At 66.5% G+C, this 17,399-nt stretch carries 17 protein-coding genes; 15 read left to right on the top strand and 2 right to left on the bottom strand.

All coding sequences use genetic code 11. From position 1 onward, the window contains the following. Window positions 1-88 precede the first annotated feature (88 nt). A complete protein-coding gene (locus Q8R75_RS08890; protein WP_305611461.1) occupies window positions 89-484 on the top strand; it encodes a cytochrome c in 396 nt (131 codons plus the stop codon). A 50-nt stretch (window positions 485-534) separates the two neighbouring features. On the opposite strand, the gene Q8R75_RS08885 is transcribed toward Q8R75_RS08890, so the two are convergent. Further along, on the bottom strand, window positions 535-2,586 hold the full coding sequence (locus tag Q8R75_RS08885; RefSeq protein ID WP_305611460.1) for a sigma-54-dependent Fis family transcriptional regulator: 2,052 nt from the start codon (window positions 2,584-2,586) through the stop codon (window positions 535-537). A gap of 296 nt (window positions 2,587-2,882) precedes the next feature. Between Q8R75_RS08885 and Q8R75_RS08880 the strand changes: the two genes are divergently transcribed. The 8 genes from Q8R75_RS08880 to Q8R75_RS08845 all read left to right on the top strand — a co-directional run bounded on the left by Q8R75_RS08880 (window position 2,883) and on the right by Q8R75_RS08845 (window position 10,112). Next, window positions 2,883-3,962 carry an NAD(+)/NADH kinase gene (locus Q8R75_RS08880; RefSeq protein WP_305611459.1) on the top strand — a complete coding sequence of 360 codons (1,080 nt, stop codon included), beginning with the start codon at window positions 2,883-2,885 and terminating at the stop codon, window positions 3,960-3,962. Between the two features lie 142 nt (window positions 3,963-4,104). Beyond that, window positions 4,105-5,079 (top strand): thiamine pyrophosphate-dependent dehydrogenase E1 component subunit alpha, encoded by a 975-nt coding sequence (locus Q8R75_RS08875; protein WP_305611458.1) that lies wholly within the window; start codon window positions 4,105-4,107, stop codon window positions 5,077-5,079. Between the two features lie 33 nt (window positions 5,080-5,112). Continuing rightward, complete coding sequence (locus Q8R75_RS08870; protein WP_305611457.1) at window positions 5,113-6,123, top strand: alpha-ketoacid dehydrogenase subunit beta; 1,011 nt, start codon at window positions 5,113-5,115, stop codon at window positions 6,121-6,123. Further along, the gene (locus tag Q8R75_RS08865) at window positions 6,123-7,232 is read left to right on the top strand and encodes an acetoin dehydrogenase dihydrolipoyllysine-residue acetyltransferase subunit (RefSeq protein WP_305611456.1); all 1,110 of its coding nucleotides are present in this window, start codon (window positions 6,123-6,125) and stop codon (window positions 7,230-7,232) included. Before Q8R75_RS08870 ends, Q8R75_RS08865 begins: the two co-directional genes overlap by 1 nt. Before the next feature lie 120 nt (window positions 7,233-7,352). Next, window positions 7,353-8,303 carry a lipoyl synthase gene (gene lipA / locus Q8R75_RS08860; RefSeq protein WP_305611454.1) on the top strand — a complete coding sequence of 317 codons (951 nt, stop codon included), beginning with the start codon at window positions 7,353-7,355 and terminating at the stop codon, window positions 8,301-8,303. Beyond that, a complete protein-coding gene (gene thiS, locus Q8R75_RS08855) occupies window positions 8,296-8,514 on the top strand; it encodes a sulfur carrier protein ThiS (RefSeq protein WP_305611453.1) in 219 nt (72 codons plus the stop codon). Before lipA ends, thiS begins: the two co-directional genes overlap by 8 nt. A gap of 13 nt (window positions 8,515-8,527) precedes the next feature. Next, window positions 8,528-9,328: a thiazole synthase gene (locus Q8R75_RS08850; RefSeq protein WP_305663641.1), complete on the top strand. Its 801-nt coding sequence runs from the start codon at window positions 8,528-8,530 to the stop codon at window positions 9,326-9,328. A gap of 43 nt (window positions 9,329-9,371) precedes the next feature. Continuing rightward, entirely contained in the window at window positions 9,372-10,112 is a 741-nt protein-coding gene (locus Q8R75_RS08845; RefSeq protein WP_305611449.1) for an SDR family NAD(P)-dependent oxidoreductase, read from the top strand. Window positions 10,113-10,131: 19 nt separating this feature from the next. On the opposite strand, the gene Q8R75_RS08840 is transcribed toward Q8R75_RS08845, so the two are convergent. Continuing rightward, a complete protein-coding gene (locus Q8R75_RS08840; RefSeq protein WP_305611447.1) occupies window positions 10,132-10,884 on the bottom strand; it encodes a YdcF family protein in 753 nt (250 codons plus the stop codon). 110 nt (window positions 10,885-10,994) lie between these two features. On the opposite strand from Q8R75_RS08840, the gene Q8R75_RS08835 reads away from it, so the two are divergent. The 6 genes from Q8R75_RS08835 (at window position 10,995) to Q8R75_RS08810 (ending at window position 17,398) form a co-directional block, all read left to right on the top strand. After that, complete coding sequence (locus Q8R75_RS08835) at window positions 10,995-11,486, top strand: DUF2802 domain-containing protein (protein ID WP_305611446.1); 492 nt, start codon at window positions 10,995-10,997, stop codon at window positions 11,484-11,486. Beyond that, window positions 11,483-12,277, top strand: coding sequence for an SPOR domain-containing protein (locus Q8R75_RS08830; protein ID WP_305611444.1), 795 nt, complete (start codon window positions 11,483-11,485; stop codon window positions 12,275-12,277). The genes Q8R75_RS08835 and Q8R75_RS08830 overlap by 4 nt, the downstream gene beginning before the upstream one ends. Window positions 12,278-12,605: 328 nt before the next feature. Continuing rightward, entirely contained in the window at window positions 12,606-13,658 is a 1,053-nt protein-coding gene (locus Q8R75_RS08825) for a methyl-accepting chemotaxis protein (protein WP_305611443.1), read from the top strand. Between the two features lie 127 nt (window positions 13,659-13,785). Then, window positions 13,786-14,166, top strand: a complete 381-nt coding sequence (locus Q8R75_RS08820; protein WP_305611442.1) for a RidA family protein — start codon at window positions 13,786-13,788, stop codon at window positions 14,164-14,166. 28 nt (window positions 14,167-14,194) lie between these two features. Next, window positions 14,195-16,219, top strand: a complete 2,025-nt coding sequence (recG, locus tag Q8R75_RS08815; protein ID WP_305611441.1) for an ATP-dependent DNA helicase RecG — start codon at window positions 14,195-14,197, stop codon at window positions 16,217-16,219. A gap of 66 nt (window positions 16,220-16,285) precedes the next feature. Continuing rightward, complete coding sequence (locus Q8R75_RS08810) at window positions 16,286-17,398, top strand: FIST C-terminal domain-containing protein (RefSeq protein WP_305611440.1); 1,113 nt, start codon at window positions 16,286-16,288, stop codon at window positions 17,396-17,398. Window position 17,399: the final 1 nt, after the last annotated feature.

Raw genomic sequence — 17,399 nt, 5'->3', positions numbered from 1 at the left:
ACTGTTGCTGGGGTCTGCTGACATTCATTCGGGTCGTGATGGAATGTCACGAGACCCTCATCCGGAAACCCGACGAGGACTTCAAGCAATGACTCATGAAACTCCACGCAGCAATGCCGCTGGCCGGTTGACCGCAAGCGCACTGGTGATTGCCTTCGGAATGATCTGGGCCGCACCGTCACCCGCCATGGCGACCGAAGCCCCCATCGTTGCACCGTCTTTCGATCTGACCGATCCGGACCGGATCGCCCTCGGCAAGAAGCGCTTCAACAAGACCTGCGCAGGCTACTGCCATGGTTCGGATGGTGTAGGCGGGCGCGCCCCCGATTTCAAGGGTCGCACCGATCTGGCCGACGAAGAGGCTTACCGCACGATTTTCCACGGACGTCGTACGTCAGACATCATGCCGCCCTGGGGCGCGGCATTCACGACCGATCAGATCTGGGAACTGGTGGCCTACATCAAGTTTCTCGGCACGCAGTAGAGCGTGTCCGGCCCGCAGCGTGAAGCTGCTGCGGGCCGGATGCCTCGGGATCAGCCCTGTTGTGCGGTCTGCTCGGCGCTGTCCAGGTAGTTGGGCGCAACGATGCGCAGACGCGCCATCTTGCGGTAGAAGGTGGCGCGCGACATGCCGAGCTGGCGCGCCGTCTCGGTCACCTTCCAGTGATTGCGCCGCAGCGCCTCAAGCATCTTCTGGCGCAACTGCAGACATACTTCATTCAGTGGTTCGCCGCTGTCGTCTTCACAGGCGTCGTACGCAATGGCTGCGACGACCGGCTGCTGCACGGGTGGCGGCGGCAGGGCAACCCGCGTCGGCTTGTTGCCGGCGCGCAGTTCATGCGGGAAGTGTTCAAGCCGCACCAGCGGGCCTTCCGCAATGGCGCAGGCGTAGCGGACCGCATGGCGCAGCTGGCGGATGTTGCCCGGCCAGCTGTAGGCGAGCAGCACGTCCATCGTCTCCGCTTCGATCGACAGTCCGGTGCGTTCCATCGCGGTGCTTTCTTCCAGCATGACTTGTTCGACCAGCGAGCGCTTGTCCTCGCGCTCGCGCAGCGGCGGCAGCGTGAACGAGGCGCCGTTGAGGCGGTAGAACAGGTCTTCGCGGAAGCGCCCTTCGCGCACCAGTTCCGGCAGGTCCTGGTGGGTGGCGCAGATCACGTGCAGGCGCACCGGCGTCGGCTGTTCGGCACCGAGCGGCACCACTTCGCCTTCGGCCAGCACGCGCAGCAGCCGGCTCTGCAGCGACAGCGGCATGTCGCCGATTTCGTCGAGGAAGAGGGTGCCGCCATCGGACTGCAGGATCTTGCCCTTCGAACCCTTGTTGCGGGCACCGGTGAAGGCGCCATCGCGGTAGCCGAACAGTTCGCTCTCGATCAGGCTTTCCGGAATCGCGGCGCAGTTGAGCGCGACGAACGGCTGTTTGGCCCGGTCGCTGAAATCGTGGATACCGCGCGCGAACGCTTCCTTGCCGGTGCCCGTCTCGCCCAGCAGCATGACCGGAATGTCGCGGTTGGCGACGCGCACTGCGCAGCCCACATTGGCCTTCACGCGCGGGTCTCCCAGCGCGAGGTGACGGAAGCCGCGCGGTGCCGTCAGGTCTTCGGCCTCGGCGACCGGCTTGGCGGCAATCTGCGGCAGCGTGCGCGCGTGCGGTGCGCGCAGCACGGCAAACAGGCGCTGACCGGTGGCGAACATGCGCAGCGGAAACGGTGCGCCCGGGCTGGCGTGCGCGGCGGCCATGATGCCGTTGGCGGTGCATTCGAACAGGTCGTGCAGGTATTCGGCGCGGCGCCCGTTGTGGTTGATCAGGTCGTGGCGGGCGCGCCGGTTGCCGCCGACGATACGGCCGCTGTCGTCGAAGGCGATCAGGTAGTCGGTTTCGACGGGCAGGAATTCGGCGATCGGGCCGAGCTGCAGTATCCAGTGGTTGCGCAGGCTGTAGTGGGCGTAGGCGTCCTCGATCAGGCGCGCCTTGTCGATCACCATGCGGTAGATCAGCAGCTGGCTTTCGCGCTGTTCGGGCGAGTACAGGGCCGAGGCATCGAGCACGGCGATCGGTTCATCTTCGAGGCCGACGATGGGTACCGAACTGCAGGTGAAGCTGATGTTGTGGGCGCGGAAGTGTTCGCCGCGATGGACCAGTGTGGGCTGGCAGTCGATCAGGCTGGTGCCGACGCCACAGGTGCCTTCGTGTTCTTCCGCCCAGCAGGTGCCGTTGCGGAAGCCTTCGTCCTTCAGTTCGCGTTCGAGGTGCGGCACGGTGCGGAAATCGACCGTTACGCCCTGGGCGTCGGTCAGCAGCACGCAGTAGTCGGCCAGCAACACCTGATGGTGCAGGCGTTCGACGCCTTCGCGCGCGATGCGCATGAAGGTTTCGAGTCGGTCGCGGTGCTCGCGCAGTTCGTAGGCGGTGACGACCTTTGGTGTCGTCGCCCGTCCGGGGTCGATCGAGTGCTTGTTCAGCGACCGGTGCCACGAGCGCTTCAGCCGGTCGTGTTCCGCATGAAGCGGAGCGGATCGGCTGGGTGCTTCGATGGCCTTGAGTACCCGGCCGACGTGTTCCGAGATCGTGTGTCCGCGGTCCATGTCCTTCTCCTCACGAATATATACCTCTATCGAAACACCGCGTACGACGAAGTCTGCCGCGGCGTTTCACTTTTGTGACTTGAGGGTAAGCCCTGAACGGCCTGAAATCAACGCGACGAATGTCTCCTAAAAGTGAGACAGGTGTCTCATCGTCCCGTTGTCGCAGTGGGCAGCGCTGCGACAGGTGGGCGGCCGCGTGTTGCGTCGACACGGACGAGGTGCCGAAGAGCGCTTAAGAATCATCTGCTTGTCGGGTGCGGCGAGGCTAAGGGGGCGCTGCTGGCACGGCCGATGCAATGACACCGGTAACCAATGCCTGGAGTCGCATCGCCGTGCTGTCTGTTCCACCCCGTCCTGCCATCGTCGGCATCATCGCGAACCCCGCGTCGGGTCGGGACATCCGTCGCCTGACTTCGCGGGCGTCGGTGTTTCCGAACGCCGAGAAGGCCAGCATGATGGTGCGGGCGATCGCCGGGCTGGAAGCGGCCGGCGTGCGCGATGTCATGATCATGCCGGACTCGGGCGGCATCTGCGGCCCGTTGTTCCGCGCGCTGTCGGTGTCCACCGGTTCCCCGGTCACCGTGAAGCCACGCTTCATCGACATGCCGGTGACCGGCTCAGCCGAAGACACGCTGCTGGCGACCGAGCTGATGTGCCAGGCCGGTGCCGGCGCGATCATCGTGCTCGGCGGCGACGGCACGCATCGCGCCGTGGCGGCGCGCTGCGGCCAGGTGCCGTTGCTGGCGCTGTCCACCGGTACCAACAACGCTTTTCCCGAAATGCGAGAAGCCACGGTCGCCGGACTGGCGGCCGGCTTGCTGGCCAGCGGCGCCGTGCCGGCCGATGTCGCCGTACGGCGCAACAAGCTGCTGCGCGTGCGCTGCGATGACCGCACGGACATCGCCCTGGTCGATCTGTGCGTCACGCGCCACAACTATGTCGGCTCGCGCGCCGTGTGGGACAGCGCACTGCTGGAGGAACTGTTCGTCGCCTTTGCCGGCGCCGATGCGATCGGTCTGTCGGCGATCGCCGGCCAGCTCGAACCGGTCACCCGCAGCGCGCCGCACGGCCTGCATGTGCGCTGCGCCGACACGACGCATACGCCGCAGCAGGTGATCGTGCCGATTGCCCCGGGGTTGATCAGCGCAGTCGGCATCCGCGACTACGCCCGCCTGCTGCCCGGACAGCCGGTCGTGCTCGCCCCGCAGAGCGGCACCATCGCGCTCGATGGCGAGCGCGAGATCGAATTCGATCCGTCGAACCGGATCAGCGTCGAACTCGACCTGCACGGCCCGCTGACCATCGATGTCGCCGCGGTACTCGAAAACGCAGCGCGCCGGCGCGTGCTGCGCCACTACGCAGGGTGCCCGGCATGAGCCGCGTGTGCGCCCTGTCCCGTCTCTCCCCGGAGGTGCCGGCGCCTGCCGCCAGCGTCTTCGTGCCCGGTTCGTCCGGCCAACCGCCCGCAGCTGCCGGAGATCAGCGGGCTTGTCATTCCATCCACAACGAGGAGCACCCATGAGCAGTTCATTGACCAGGGAAGGCCTGCTGCAGGCCTACCGGACCATGCGCACGATCCGGGAATTCGAGGAACGTCTGCACGTCGATTTCGCCACTGGCGAAATCCCCGGCTTCGTCCACCTGTATGCCGGTGAGGAAGCGTCGGCAACCGGCATCTGCATGCACCTGAACCGCGACGACTACATCGCCAGTACCCACCGTGGCCACGGCCACTGCATCGCCAAGGGCGTCGATCCGGTCGGCATGATGGCCGAGATCTGGGGCAAACGCACCGGCACCTGCAAGGGCAAGGGCGGCTCGATGCACATCGCCGATCTTGACGTCGGCATGCTGGGTGCCAATGGCATCGTCGGCGGTGGCGGCCCGCTGATCTGCGGTACCGCGCTGGCGTCCAAGCTGCGCGGCAGCAACAACGTCGGCGTGTGCTTCTTCGGTGATGGCGCGTCCAACCAGGGCACCATTTTCGAAGCCATGAATCTGGCGGCCGTGTGGAAGCTGCCGGTCATCTTCGTCGGCGAGAACAACGGCTACGCCGAAGCGACGTCCAGCAATTTCTCGGTTGCCTGCGAAAACATCGCCGACCGCGCGTCCGCCTTCGGCATGCCCGGCGTGATCACCGATGGCTTCGATTTCTTCGCCGTGCATGAAGCCGCGGGTGAAGCGATCAAGCGTGCCCGCGAAGGCGGCGGACCGACGCTGCTGGAAGTGAAGCTGTCGCGCTACTACGGCCACTTCGAAGGCGACCAGCAAACCTACCGCGCGCCGGGCGAAGTGCAGAAGCTGCGTGAAACCAAGGACTGCCTGATGCAGTTCGCACGTCGCGTGACATCCCGCGGCGAACTGTCGATGGCCGAACTCGAAGCCATCGATGTCGAAGTAAAGACCCTGATCGATGCATCGGTGGTGAAGGCGAAGGCAGATCCGCTGCCCTTGCCCGAAGACCTGATGGCAGACGTCTACGTCTCTTACTGAACCTACGCCACACGCTGACAGGAGAAATATCAGATGGCACGAAAGATTACTTACCAGCAAGCCATCAACGAGGCGCTGGATCAGGAAATGACGCGTGACCCGAGCGTCATCGTCATGGGCGAAGACGTGGCCGGCGGCGCCGGCGCACCGGGCGAGGAAGACTCGTGGGGCGGCGTGCTCGGCGTCACCAAGGGCTTGTATGCGAAGCACCCTGGGCGCGTGCTCGACACGCCGATTTCGGAATCCGGCTACATCGGTGCCGCGGTCGGCGCAGCCTGCAACGGCATGCGTCCGGTGGCAGAACTGATGTTCATCGATTTCATGGGCGTCTGCTTCGACCAGATCTTCAACCAGGCGGCCAAGTTCCGCTACATGTTCGGTGGCAAGGCGAAGACGCCGGTGGTCATCCGCGCCATGTACGGCGCCGGTTTCCGCGCCGCGGCACAGCACTCGCAGTGCCTGTACAACATCTTCACCCACATCCCCGGGCTGAAGGTGGTGCTGCCGTCGAACCCGTATGACGCGAAGGGCCTGCTGATCCAGTCCATCCGTGACAACGATCCGGTGATCTTCCTCGAGCACAAGGCCCTCTACACGATGGAAGGCGATGTGCCGGAAGAAAGCTACATCGTGCCGTTCGGCGAAGCCGCCGTGGTGCAGGAAGGGGATGACGTGACCATCGTGGCATTCGGCCGCATGGTCAATTACGCCAAGGATGCGGGTGCCAGCCTGCGCAAGAAGGGCGTCCAGTGCGAAATCATCGATCCGCGCACGACGTCGCCGATGGACTTCGACACCATTCTGGAAAGCGTCGAACGTACCGGCCGCCTGGTCATCGTCGATGAATCGCACCCGCGCTGCAGCATGGCGTCCGACGTGTCGGGCTTCATCGCGCAGGAAGCGTTCCGCGCCCTCAAGGCACCGATCCAGATGGTGACCGCACCGCACGTACCCGTGCCCTTCGCAGCGTCGCTCGAAGATCTCTACATACCCAGTCCGGCGCGCATCGAAGAAGCCGTGATGCGCGTCAAGGAGTACCGCTGATGTCCTCGATTCTTACCGTCACCATGCCCAAGTGGGGCTTGTCCATGCAGGAGGGCAAGGTCAACCTGTGGCTGAAGGAAGTCGGTGACACGATCGCTCCGGGCGAGGAAATCGTCGAAGTCGAGAGCGAGAAGATTTCCGGCGCCGTCGAGGCGGCGGTGTCCGGCACGCTACGTCGGCAGATCGCACAGCCGGACGAGGTGCTGCCGGTTGGCGCCCTGCTCGGCGTGATCGCCGACGCCGACGTGTCGGATGAACTGATCGATGATCTGGTCACCCGCTTCCAGGCGGAATTCGTGCCGCCGACCGACGACGAGGCCGATGACGGACCGCAGACGCAGACCGTGCAGGTCAATGGCCGGCAACTGCGCTATCTGAAGCGCGGTGAAGGCGGCACGCCGCTGCTGCTGATCCACGGCTTTGGTGGCGATCTGAACAACTGGCTGTTCAACCATGAGGCGCTGGCCGCTTCGCGCGCCGTCTATGCGATCGACCTGCCGGGTCACGGCGCATCGACCAAAGTCACGGGTGCCGCGTCGCTCGATGATCTGGCCGATGCGGTGAGCGGGTTCATGGATGCGGTCGGCATTGCATCCGCCGACGTCGTCGGCCACTCGATGGGTGGCGGCGTGTGTCTTGCGCTGACGCGCCGCGCGCCGCAGAAGGTCAGGTCATTGACGCTGATCGCGAGTGCCGGAATGGGCAGCGAAATCAATGGTGCCTACATCGACGGCTTTGTCGCCGGCAACACGCGCAATGCGCTCAAGCCGCTGCTGGCCCAGCTCTTCTCGGACGCCGGTCTGGTCACGCGTCAGCTGATCGACGACATGCTGAAGTTCAAGCGGCTGGAAGGTGTCGACGCGGCGCTGGCCACGCTGGCCGGCGGGCTGTTCCCCGGCGGTCGGCAGTCGGAGGTGCTCGCCGGTATCGCAGCGGCAAGCGGCAAGCCGGTTCTGGTGATCTGGGGCGAGAACGACCAGATCATTCCGGTTGCGCATGCTTCGGCCATTCCGTCGGCCAGGGTGGTCGTGCTGCCGGCACAGGGCCACATGGTGCAGATGGAATCGGCCAGCGAAGTGAACAAGCTGATCGGCGAGTTCACAAGCTGAGACCACGGTGAGCCGTCAACGCCGTCCGCACTGAAAAGGTGCCGGACAGGGCGGAACATCCGTTGTGGATGTTCCGCCTCGCTGCGGCATGCGCCGCAGCAACCCGATGAAGGACAAGAAATGAATTCAGCAGTCATGGGGGAAGGACTGCGCGGACGCGACAAGCTGGCCCGCATTCCGGTCAAGGTGCGCGAGGACGTGGCGTCGCCGGCGAAACCTGCCTGGCTGCGCGGCCGCGACCAGGACACGCCAGCGGTGCGCGCGCTGCAGGGCGTGCTGCGCGACCACGCACTGCATACGGTATGCGAGGAAGCGGCCTGCCCGAACATCGGCGAATGCTTCGGCCGCGGCACCGCGACCTTCATGATCCTCGGGGCGATCTGCACGCGCCGCTGCCCGTTCTGCGATGTGTCGCACGGCCGGCCGCTGCCGCCCGACGCCGACGAGCCGCAACGTCTTGCAGACACCGTAGCGGCGATGAAGCTGCGCTACGTGGTCATCACCTCGGTCGACCGCGACGATCTGCGCGACGGCGGCGCAGCGCACTTTGCGCAGTGCATGGCCGACATCCGCGCGGCGTCACCCGACATCACGATCGAGGTGCTGACACCGGATTTCCGCGGCCGCGAAGCGGCCGCACTCGACGCGCTGGCGGTATCGCCGCCGGACGTGTTCAACCACAACATGGAAACCGTGCCGCGCCTGTACCGCGAGGTCAGGCCCGGTGCGAACTACGAAGGCTCGTTGAAGCTGATCCGCGATTTCGGTGCGCGCTTCCCCGGTGTGCCGACCAAGACCGGCCTGATGCTCGGTCTGGGCGAAACCGAAGCCGAAGTGGTCGAGGTGATGCGCGACCTGCGCGCACACGGCTGCGACCTGTTGACGCTGGGTCAGTACCTGCGGCCGTCGCCGGCCCACCTGCCGGTGATCGAGTACATCACGCCGGCACGCTTTGACGCACTGCGCGACAAGGCGCTCGAACTGGGCTTCAGCGAGGTGGCGGCCGGCCCGCTGGTGCGCTCGTCCTACCGCGCCGACGTATTGCATCAGGCGCATGCCGATCATGAATGACCCGCGCCCTTCGCTGGTCACCGTCAATGGACAGATCGAACGGCTGGACGCCGTGATGTCGATCGGCAGCCTGCTCGACGGCAAGGCGTTGCGCACTCGGCGCATCGCAGTCGAGCGCAATGGCGAAATCGTGCCGCGCAGTGCCTTCGACTGCACCTGGCTCAATCACGGCGATCGCGTGGAAATCGTCGTCGCAGTCGGAGGAGGTTGATGTGCATGCACCCTTGAGTCCCTGTCAGAGCGACTCGCTGGTCATCGGCGGCCAGGCTTTCGAATCGCGCCTGCTGGTGGGTACCGGCAAGTATCGCGACCTCGCCGAAACCGCGAGTGCGCTCGATGCCAGTGCAGCCGAAATCGTCACCGTCGCCATCCGCCGCGTTCCGCTGACGTCGCGCGACGGTGCTCCGGGGCTGCTCGACGTGCTGCCGGTCGGCCGTTACACACTGCTGCCCAATTCCGCCGGCTGCTACACGGCCGACGACGCGGTGCGTACGCTGCGGCTCGCGCGCGAACTGCTTGATGGCCACGATCTGGTGAAGCTCGAAGTGCTGGGCGACGCGAAGACACTGTTTCCCGACATGCCGGAAACGCTGCGCGCTGCCGAAGTGCTGATACGCGATGGCTTTCGCGTGATGGTCTATTGCTCGGACGACCCGATCCAGGCGCGCGTGCTCGAGAAGATGGGCTGCGTCGCGGTGATGCCGCTGGCCAGCCTGATCGGTTCGGGCATGGGCATCCTGAATCCGTGGAACCTGAAAATCATCATTGCCGAGGCCGGCGTGCCGGTCATCGTCGATGCCGGCATCGGCACTGCGTCGGATGCCGCCGTGGCGATGGAACTCGGTTGTGACGGCGTGCTGATGAATACCGCCATCGCGCATGCGCGCGATCCGGTACTGATGGCCAGCGCCATGCGCCATGCCGTCGCGGCCGGTCGCCAGGCCTTTCTGGCCGGGCGCATGGACGCAGTGCCATATCGCGCCGTGGCGTCGTCTCCGCAGGTCGGATTGATTACCCAGATGTAAGTACAGCAGGAAGCACCCACTACAAAAACAGGGAGGAATTCAGATGTCTTCAGCAGGAACGCGCAAGGTTGCACTGGTCACCGGTGCATCCCGCGGTATCGGTGCCGCCATCGCCCGCCGGCTCGCACGCGACGGCTTTCATGTCGTCGTCCACTACGGCAGCGGGGCGGACGAGGCGCGCGCGGTGTGCGACGGCATACGGCAGGCGGGCGGCAGTGCGTCGGTCGTGCAGGCGGATCTGGCGGCGCGCGACGGCGCCGACCAGTTGCTCGCCGGTCTGGCCGAACAGCAGGTCGATGTGCTGGTGAATAACGCAGGCATCGCGCCGTTCGCATCGATCAGCGACATGGCTGTCGACAGCTTCGACGAACTGTCGGCCGTCAACATGCGGTCGGTGTTTTTCGTGACGCAGAAGGTACTGACGCGCATGGGCGGCGGCGGTCGCATCATCAACCTGTCGTCCGTGGTGGCGCGCACCGCATTCCCCGGCATGCCCGCCTATTCGGCCACCAAGGGCTTCGTCGACGTGCTGACGCTGCACCTTGCGGCCGAACTGGGCCCGCGCGGCATCACCGTGAATGCCGTGGCCCCGGGCGTCATCGAAACGCGCCTCACCGCAGGCATGCTGGAAGGCGCCGGCGCCGATGCCGTGCAGTCCATCCAGGCGCTGTCGGGCATTGCCGGCCCGGATCGCGTGGCTGGCATCGTTTCTTTCCTCGCCGGTCCGGATGGCATCTGGACAACCGGTCAGGTGATCGACGTCAGCGGCGGCACCAAGCTCTGACCGTTGAGTCCGCACCCGCTCACGCCAAGCGCAGGCTCATCGCGATCCAGCCCAGCCATTCGTGCAGCGCGACCCATGATTGCGACAGCGCACGCATGGTCGGTACCAGATCGCCCGGCGACACGCCCCCGTCGCGGCGGATGAGGGTAGGTGCGGCGAGCGGCGTCAGTCCGGCGCGGCGGAAGTGTTCCATCGCGCGCCGCATGTGGAAGGCGTGCGTCACCAGCGCCACGCGGGTGATGCCGTCGCGGCCGAGCGCGACAGCGGACAGTGCGGCGTTGTCGCCGGTATCGCGCGACGCCGATTCAATCCAGCGCACCGCAACCCCCTGTTCCTGCAGAACCGCCGCCATCATGTCCGCTTCGGGTTGGCCTTGCCATACGACGCCACCGCTGACCAGCAACGGCAGGCCGGTTTGCCGCGCCAGCCGGGCGCCGGCGCGCAGCCGTTCGAGGGCTAAGCCGTTCACCGTCTGCCCGTCGTAATCCACCAGGTTGTCGGAGCTGCCGGCGCCGAGAATGACGATGGCCTGGGCGTCCGACAGATCGGCCACGGCATTCGTGGCATAGGTCGAACGCTCGAGCCAGCCCGATACCACCGGTGTGGCGAGCAGCCACAGCGCGATCAGACCGCTCCACGCCAGCACCGCGCCGGTGCGCGGATGGCGCCCGCGCAGCAGCAGCCCGAGCGTGCTGGCCAGCAGCGGACTGACTGGGGGCAGCAGCAAGGTGGACAGCAGTTTCTTCAGGGCGAACAGCAGCGAAGCCAGCATGGGCGCCTATCCGGGCAAAAAGACTTATTATCCGGGCCAACGCGCCTCATGGCGATGGCGTTGGCGATGGCGGCGCGACGCCGCGCCCGGAACGGTGCTTACAACGGAGCATGCTCTTGATCGATGTGTCGGCTATCGGCTGGAAGGAAGCGGCGCTCCTCGCGCTGGTCATCCTCGCCGTGTACATGGGTTATGCATTGCTGCGTTTGTCCACACTGAACGCGCGCCGCGTGCAACCCGAGCCGGAACCGGTTGCCGACCCCGACCCGCCCACCATTGTTCCGGCTGCGCCAGCGCTGCAGCAGGAACAGATCGAGGCAATGCTCGACACCTTGCTGGACCAGCGGCTGGCGCCGTTGATGCAGCAGCTGGAAACGCGCCTCGAACAAGCCGAGTTGCGCATTGACGAACTGGGCCGCCGGGTGGAAACGGTCAATCAACTGCCGCCAGTGGCGCCGCAGTACAGTGAGGCGCTGTCGCTCGCGGCACGCGGGCTGAGTGCGGAGGACATCGCCGACCAGTGCGAAATGTCGGTCGGGGAAGCTGAACTGGTGCGGACACTGGCGAGAAGTCGCGGCATGGGCGGAGGAAACGAAGCATGAGTGCGGCAGTGGCGCGGGCGCGTCTGGGCGTGAGAAGCGACGCCGAGGAACAGGCGGCGGAACAGCGCAGTGCGCTGCTGCGCCGGGTGGCGGTGGCAGGCGGCCTGATCGCGCTGTTGATCGGTGGCCTGGCACTGTTCGACGTGAGTCGCAAGCCGGCCGAGCCGTTGCCGCCGCCGATCTCGGACGTGCAACCCGAGCCGGCCGTCGCCGAAGCCGAACCGCCAGCCGAAGAAACCGCATTGCCGCCGTTGCCGCCGGTCGACGACGGCGCAGCCGACCCGGGTGCGCTTGACGACACTGCGGCGCAGGCACGGACCGTCAATATGCCGGATACCCCGCCGCCGCTGCCCGAAGGCACGGCGCGTCCCGAGGCACCTGCCGGCAGCGCCGAAGCGGAGCCCGCACCCGCACCCGCACCCGCCGTACCGGCCACGCCAGGCCGTCTGGTGATCGGTGACGGCGAGCGTCGCGCGCCCGCGGCGGCGCAGGGCGCTTCGGCGCGCGCGCCCGCGGTCCAGCCGATCACGCGCACGCCGCCGCCAGCCGTCAGCCAGGGCGAAATCACCGGTTACCGGGTGCAGGTCGGCGTGTTCAGCAGCGTGGCCAATGCCGAAGACGTGCGCGCGAAACTGGCGCTCAAGGGCATTCCATCGCAGATCGAGGCGCGCGTGCATGTCGGCCCGTTCAAGTCGCGCGCCGAAGCCGATCAGGCGCGCGCACGTTTGCGCGCGCTGGGCATGGACAGTGGCGCACCCGCGCCAGTGCGTGCCGCGACGGGCCAACCGTGAGCGCTGCCTCGGCTGGCGTCGGCAGACCGTAGGGTCTGTTCTCATCTGATTCGTACATCACGCGTGCAGCCAGAGCGCCACATGGCTGCACGCGCACCGCGTTGCATGCCTTTTCGAGACAGCCAGTCTCGACTGCGTCGCGCGCCTCGTTCGCGGCTATCCCAAAAGCAATGTGACGCACGAATCAAACGAGAACAGACCTTAAAGCCCGTGTTCGATCCGGACGTAATAAAGATCCCGATCAATACGAACATGCGAGGCTGCGATGGCGCTTCTGGGCTGGGTAAAAAAGACGGAGCTGGATGCTCTGGCGGATGAGGGAAAACGTTTGCGAAAGGATGTCGGCGCGTTGCGGGCGGACATCGAACGCCTCGAAAGCGAGCGGGCCGAGTTGCAGCGAACCAACGAGGACATCCGCGCGCAGTGCAGCTTCAACGCCGGGTTGCTGGCCAACCTGACGGCTTACGCCGGCTCATTCCAGCGTTTCCGGACGACGCTTGCATCGCTGGCCGGCATCGTCACCGGCGAAGCCGAGCGGGCGGTCGACACGGCAACCCGAATATCGCAGACGGCCGAGGGCAGCCGGGTCATCGCATCCGGCCTGGAGGGCTATTCGGCGCGGCTGAAGGACACTGCACTCAGCGTCGATACGCTGCGCGAACGCGCCGATCGGATCGGCGGCATCGTGGGTCTGATCCGCGAAATCGCCGACCAGACGAATCTGCTGGCGCTGAACGCTGCCATCGAGGCAGCGCGCGCCGGCGAACAGGGCCGCGGCTTCGCGGTCGTGGCCGACGAGGTGCGCAAGCTGGCCGAACGTACCGGTGCCGCCACGGCCGAAATCGTCGGGCTGGTCAACGGCATCCAGCACGACACCGCGCAGGCCACCGAACGCATGCAGGCCAATTCCGCCGACGCCGACGCGTATTCGGCGCAGGGGCTGGCGGCGAGTTCGCAGCTCGATGCGCTCAGCAGCCAGGCCGGCGCCAATGGCGCGCACATGGCCGCAACCTCGCTGCGTACCTTCGCCGAACTGGCAAAGGTCGATCATCTGGCCTACAAGATGGATGTCTACCAGGCGGCGTCCGGCCAGTCGGGCCTCACACCCGACAGTTTTGCCAGCCATGTGCAGTGCCGGCTGGGCAAGTGGTACTACGAGGGCGAAGGCCGTCGTTGCCACAGCCACCTGGACGGGTTCCGCGAGCTCGAAGGTCCGCACGAAGCGTTCCACCGCGTCGGTATCGAGGCGCTCGAACATGCCCGGGCCGGGCGTTTCGATGCCGCGCTGAGCAGCATTGCCCGCATGGAAAGCCTGAGCGTCGATGTGATCAGCCAGCTCGATCGCATGAGCGAATCGATCGATCACCGGCATCCGCACTGAGCGTTTCGCATGACGGGCACGCGGCGCTGCGCCGTGCGCCCGCGAATCCGCGATAATCCGGCGTCGTCCGGCGTGCGACCATCCCGTCGCGGCGCCGCATTCCCCTTGCAGACTTCCGGAGATACGCATGTCGCGCACCATCATTTCCACCCCTGATGCACCCGCTGCCATCGGCACCTATTCGCAGGCCGTGAAAGTCGGCAATACCGTCTATCTGTCGGGCCAGATCGGTCTCGACCCGGTCAAGATGGACATGGTCGACGGCATCGACGCCCAGATCGCCCGCGTGTTCGACAATCTGAAGGCGGTCGCCGAGGCGGCCGGCGGATCGCTCGACGACGCGGTCAAACTCAATGTCTACCTCACCGACCTGGGCAATTTCGTCAAGGTGAACGAAGCCATGGCGCGCTACCTCAAGCAGCCGTATCCGGCGCGCGCCGCGGTCGGCGTGTCGGCGCTGCCGCGTGGTGCGATGGTCGAAATCGACGGCGTGCTGGTGATCGACTGACCCCGCCCCGGTTGTTGTCGGCCGCGCGGTGAGCACCCGGAGCGAAGCGCTCGCTGCGGCGCTGGAAAAACTCGGCCTCGGCGCAGACGCCGCGCTGGTGCTGCACTTTCCGCTGCGCTACGAAGACGAAACCCGCCTGACGCCGATCGCGCAGGCGCGTGCCGGCGCGCCGGTGCAGGTCGAGGTCGAGGTGAGCGCCAGCGAGGTGAAGTTCAAGCCGCGCCGCCAGCTCATCGTCAGCGCCTTCGACGAAAGCGGCACGGTCACGCTGCGCTTCTTCAACTTCTATCCGTCGCAGCAGAAGCAGCTCGCCGTAGGCCGGCGGGTGCGCCTGTTCGGCGACATCAATCCCGGCTTCTTCGGCGCCGAAATGCTGCACCCCCGGGTGCGCAGCGTCGGTGACGACACGCCGCTGCCGGATCGCCTGACGCCGGTCTATCCGACCACGGCCGGCCTGTCGCAGGCCAGTCTGCGCCGGGCCATCGATGAGGCGCTGGCGCGCGTCAGCCTCGACGACAGCCTGCCCGACGCGCTGCGCCGGCAATATGGGTTGATACCGTTCGCCGAGGCGGTGGAGGCGCTGCACCGGCCGAGACCGGGCGAATCGCTGCGCGACATGGACGAGCGGCTGGCACCGGCCTGGCGGCGCATCAAGTTCGACGAACTGCTGGCGCAGCAGATCAGCCTGAAGCGCGCGCACGATGCACGGCGCAGCCGCGACGCACCGTCGCTGGCCGGCCGGGGTGCGCTGATCAAGCGCTTCCTCGCCGCATTGCCCTTCCGCCTGACCGGTGCCCAGGCGCGCGCCTGGAAGGAAATTTCCGCCGATCTGGCGCAGCCCTTTCCGATGCAGCGGTTGCTGCAGGGTGACGTCGGCTCCGGCAAGACGGTGGTGGCCGCGCTGGCCTGCCTGCGCGCGGTCGAAGCGGGTTATCAGGCAGCGTTCATGGCGCCGACCGAAATCCTCGCCGAACAGCACTACCGAAAGCTGGCCGGCTGGCTCGAACCGCTCGGAGTGCGCGTGGCCTGGCTGTCGGGCAGCCTGAAGGTGCGCGACAAGCGTGCGATGAAGGCGCTGATCGCCAGCGGCGAGGCGCCCGTGGCCGTCGGTACGCATGCGCTGATCGAAGACGCCGTCGATTTCGCCCGCCTCGGTGCCGCCGTGGTCGACGAGCAGCACCGTTTCGGCGTGCGCCAGCGCCTCGCGCTGCGCGCCAAGGCCGGCGGCATCAGTCCGCATCAGTTGATGATGAGCGCCACGCCCATCCCGCGCACGCTGGCCATGAGCTACTACGCCGACCTCGACGTGTCGGTCATCGATGAACTGCCGCCGGGTCGCACGCCGGTGCTGACCAAACTGATATCGGCGGCGCGCCGCGAACAGGTGATCGAGCGCGTGCGCGACGCCTGTGCGATCGGTGCCCAGGCCTACTGGGTGTGCCCGCTGATCGAAGAGTCCGAAACCCTGCAGTTGCAGACCGCGATCGACACCCATGAACAGCTGGTCGCCGCCTGTGCCGATCTGAAGGTGGGGCTGGTGCACGGGCGCATGAAGCCGGACGAAAAGGCGGCGGTGATGGCGGCCTTCGTCGCCGGCGACATCGACCTGCTGGTGGCGACGACGGTGATCGAGGTCGGGGTCGATGTGCCCAACGCCAGCCTGATGGTGATCGAGCATGCCGAGCGCTTCGGCCTGTCGCAATTGCACCAGTTGCGCGGCCGCGTCGGGCGCGGCAGTCGAGAATCGGCCTGCGTGCTGCTGTACGAAGGCCCGCTGTCGCAGACCGCGCGCGAGCGGCTGCGCGTCATCCATGCCTACACCGACGGCTTCATGATCGCCGCCGAAGACCTGAAGTTGCGCGGCCCGGGCGAATTCATCGGCAGCCGCCAGTCCGGCCAACCGCTGCTGCGCTTCGCCGACCTGCTGCTCGACGAAGCGCTGGTCGAGCTGGCGCGCGAAGCGGCGGCCACCCTGCTGCGCGACGACGTGCCGGCGGCTGAACACCATCAGGCGCGGTGGCTGGCAGGGCGCGAGGATCTGCTCAAGGCCTGAGGTGCCTATCCGTTAAGCAGAGGTCGAGGCGCTCCGTGTGCGAGCGCCCCATCCTGTGGAGCAGACATGGATATTGCATTGGATCGCAGCGGCAGCGTCGTTGCGCTGGCGACCCTGCTGGAAGACGTGGCGGCCCGCCCCGGCGTGGGAGGTCTGCTGGTGCTGGCCTGCGACGGCAACGGCTTCACGGCAGAACAGCTCGACCCGTTACTGCGTGCGGCCGCGCGACCCGTGTTCGGTGGCATCTTTCCGCAGATCATTCACGGTCGTGAGCACCTGGAGCGCGGCACCCTGGTGGTGGGCCTTCCGGTGGCGCCGCGCCTGTGCATCATCGAAAACCTGAGTGACGCGGACACCGACATCGATGGCGCGCTCGCCGGACTGGACGCGCCCGGGAGCACATTGTTCGTGTTCGTCGACGGTTTCAGCCGGCGGATCGGCGCCACCATTACCGCCTTGTTCGAAAACTTCGGCCTGCTGCCCAACTACATCGGTGGCGGCGCCGGCTCGCTGAGCCTCGTGCAGAAGCCTTGCCTGATCACGCCGCGCGGGCTGCTGCAGGACGCGGTCGTGCTGGCCGGCACCGATCTGCGCAGCGGCATCGGTGTGGCGCACGGCTGGCAGGTGGTGTCCGACGCGCTCAAGGTGACCGCCTCCGACCGCAACACCATCCTCACGCTGAATGGTCGTCCGGCCTTCGACGTCTATCGGGAACATGTCGAGCCGCTGGCCGGCGCCACGCTGGATGCGACCGGGTTTTTCGACATTGCGAAGGGCTTCCCCTTCGGCATACGCCGGCTGGATAGCGAGGTGGTCGTCCGCGACCCGCTGATGGTGGGCGGGGAGGGCGCGCTGGTGTGTGTCGGCGAGGTTCCCGAAGGCGCCTTTGTACACGTGCTGCGTGGTGTGCCGGATAACCTGCTGGATGCCGCCGCGCAGACGGTGCGCAAGGCGGCCGACGCTTTTGAAGGCGAGCCGCCTGTGCACGCGACGCGCTTGTTCATCGACTGCATCTCGCGCGTGCTCTACCTGGGCGACGACTTCGGACGCGAGCTCGACGCGGTGGATCGCGGCGAGCCGCTGTTCGGCGCCCTCACGCTGGGCGAGATCGCGAACAGCGGGCGCGAGTTTCTCGAGTTCTACAACAAGACGTCGGTCATGGCCCTGATCGAGGGCTGAT

Source organism: Methyloversatilis sp. (assembly GCF_030696805.1).
In the GTDB taxonomy this organism is placed as follows: Bacteria; Pseudomonadota; Gammaproteobacteria; order Burkholderiales; family Rhodocyclaceae; genus Methyloversatilis.
The sequence above is the reverse complement of the archived record's forward strand: the minus strand, read 5'-3'. Positions and strand labels throughout refer to the sequence as shown.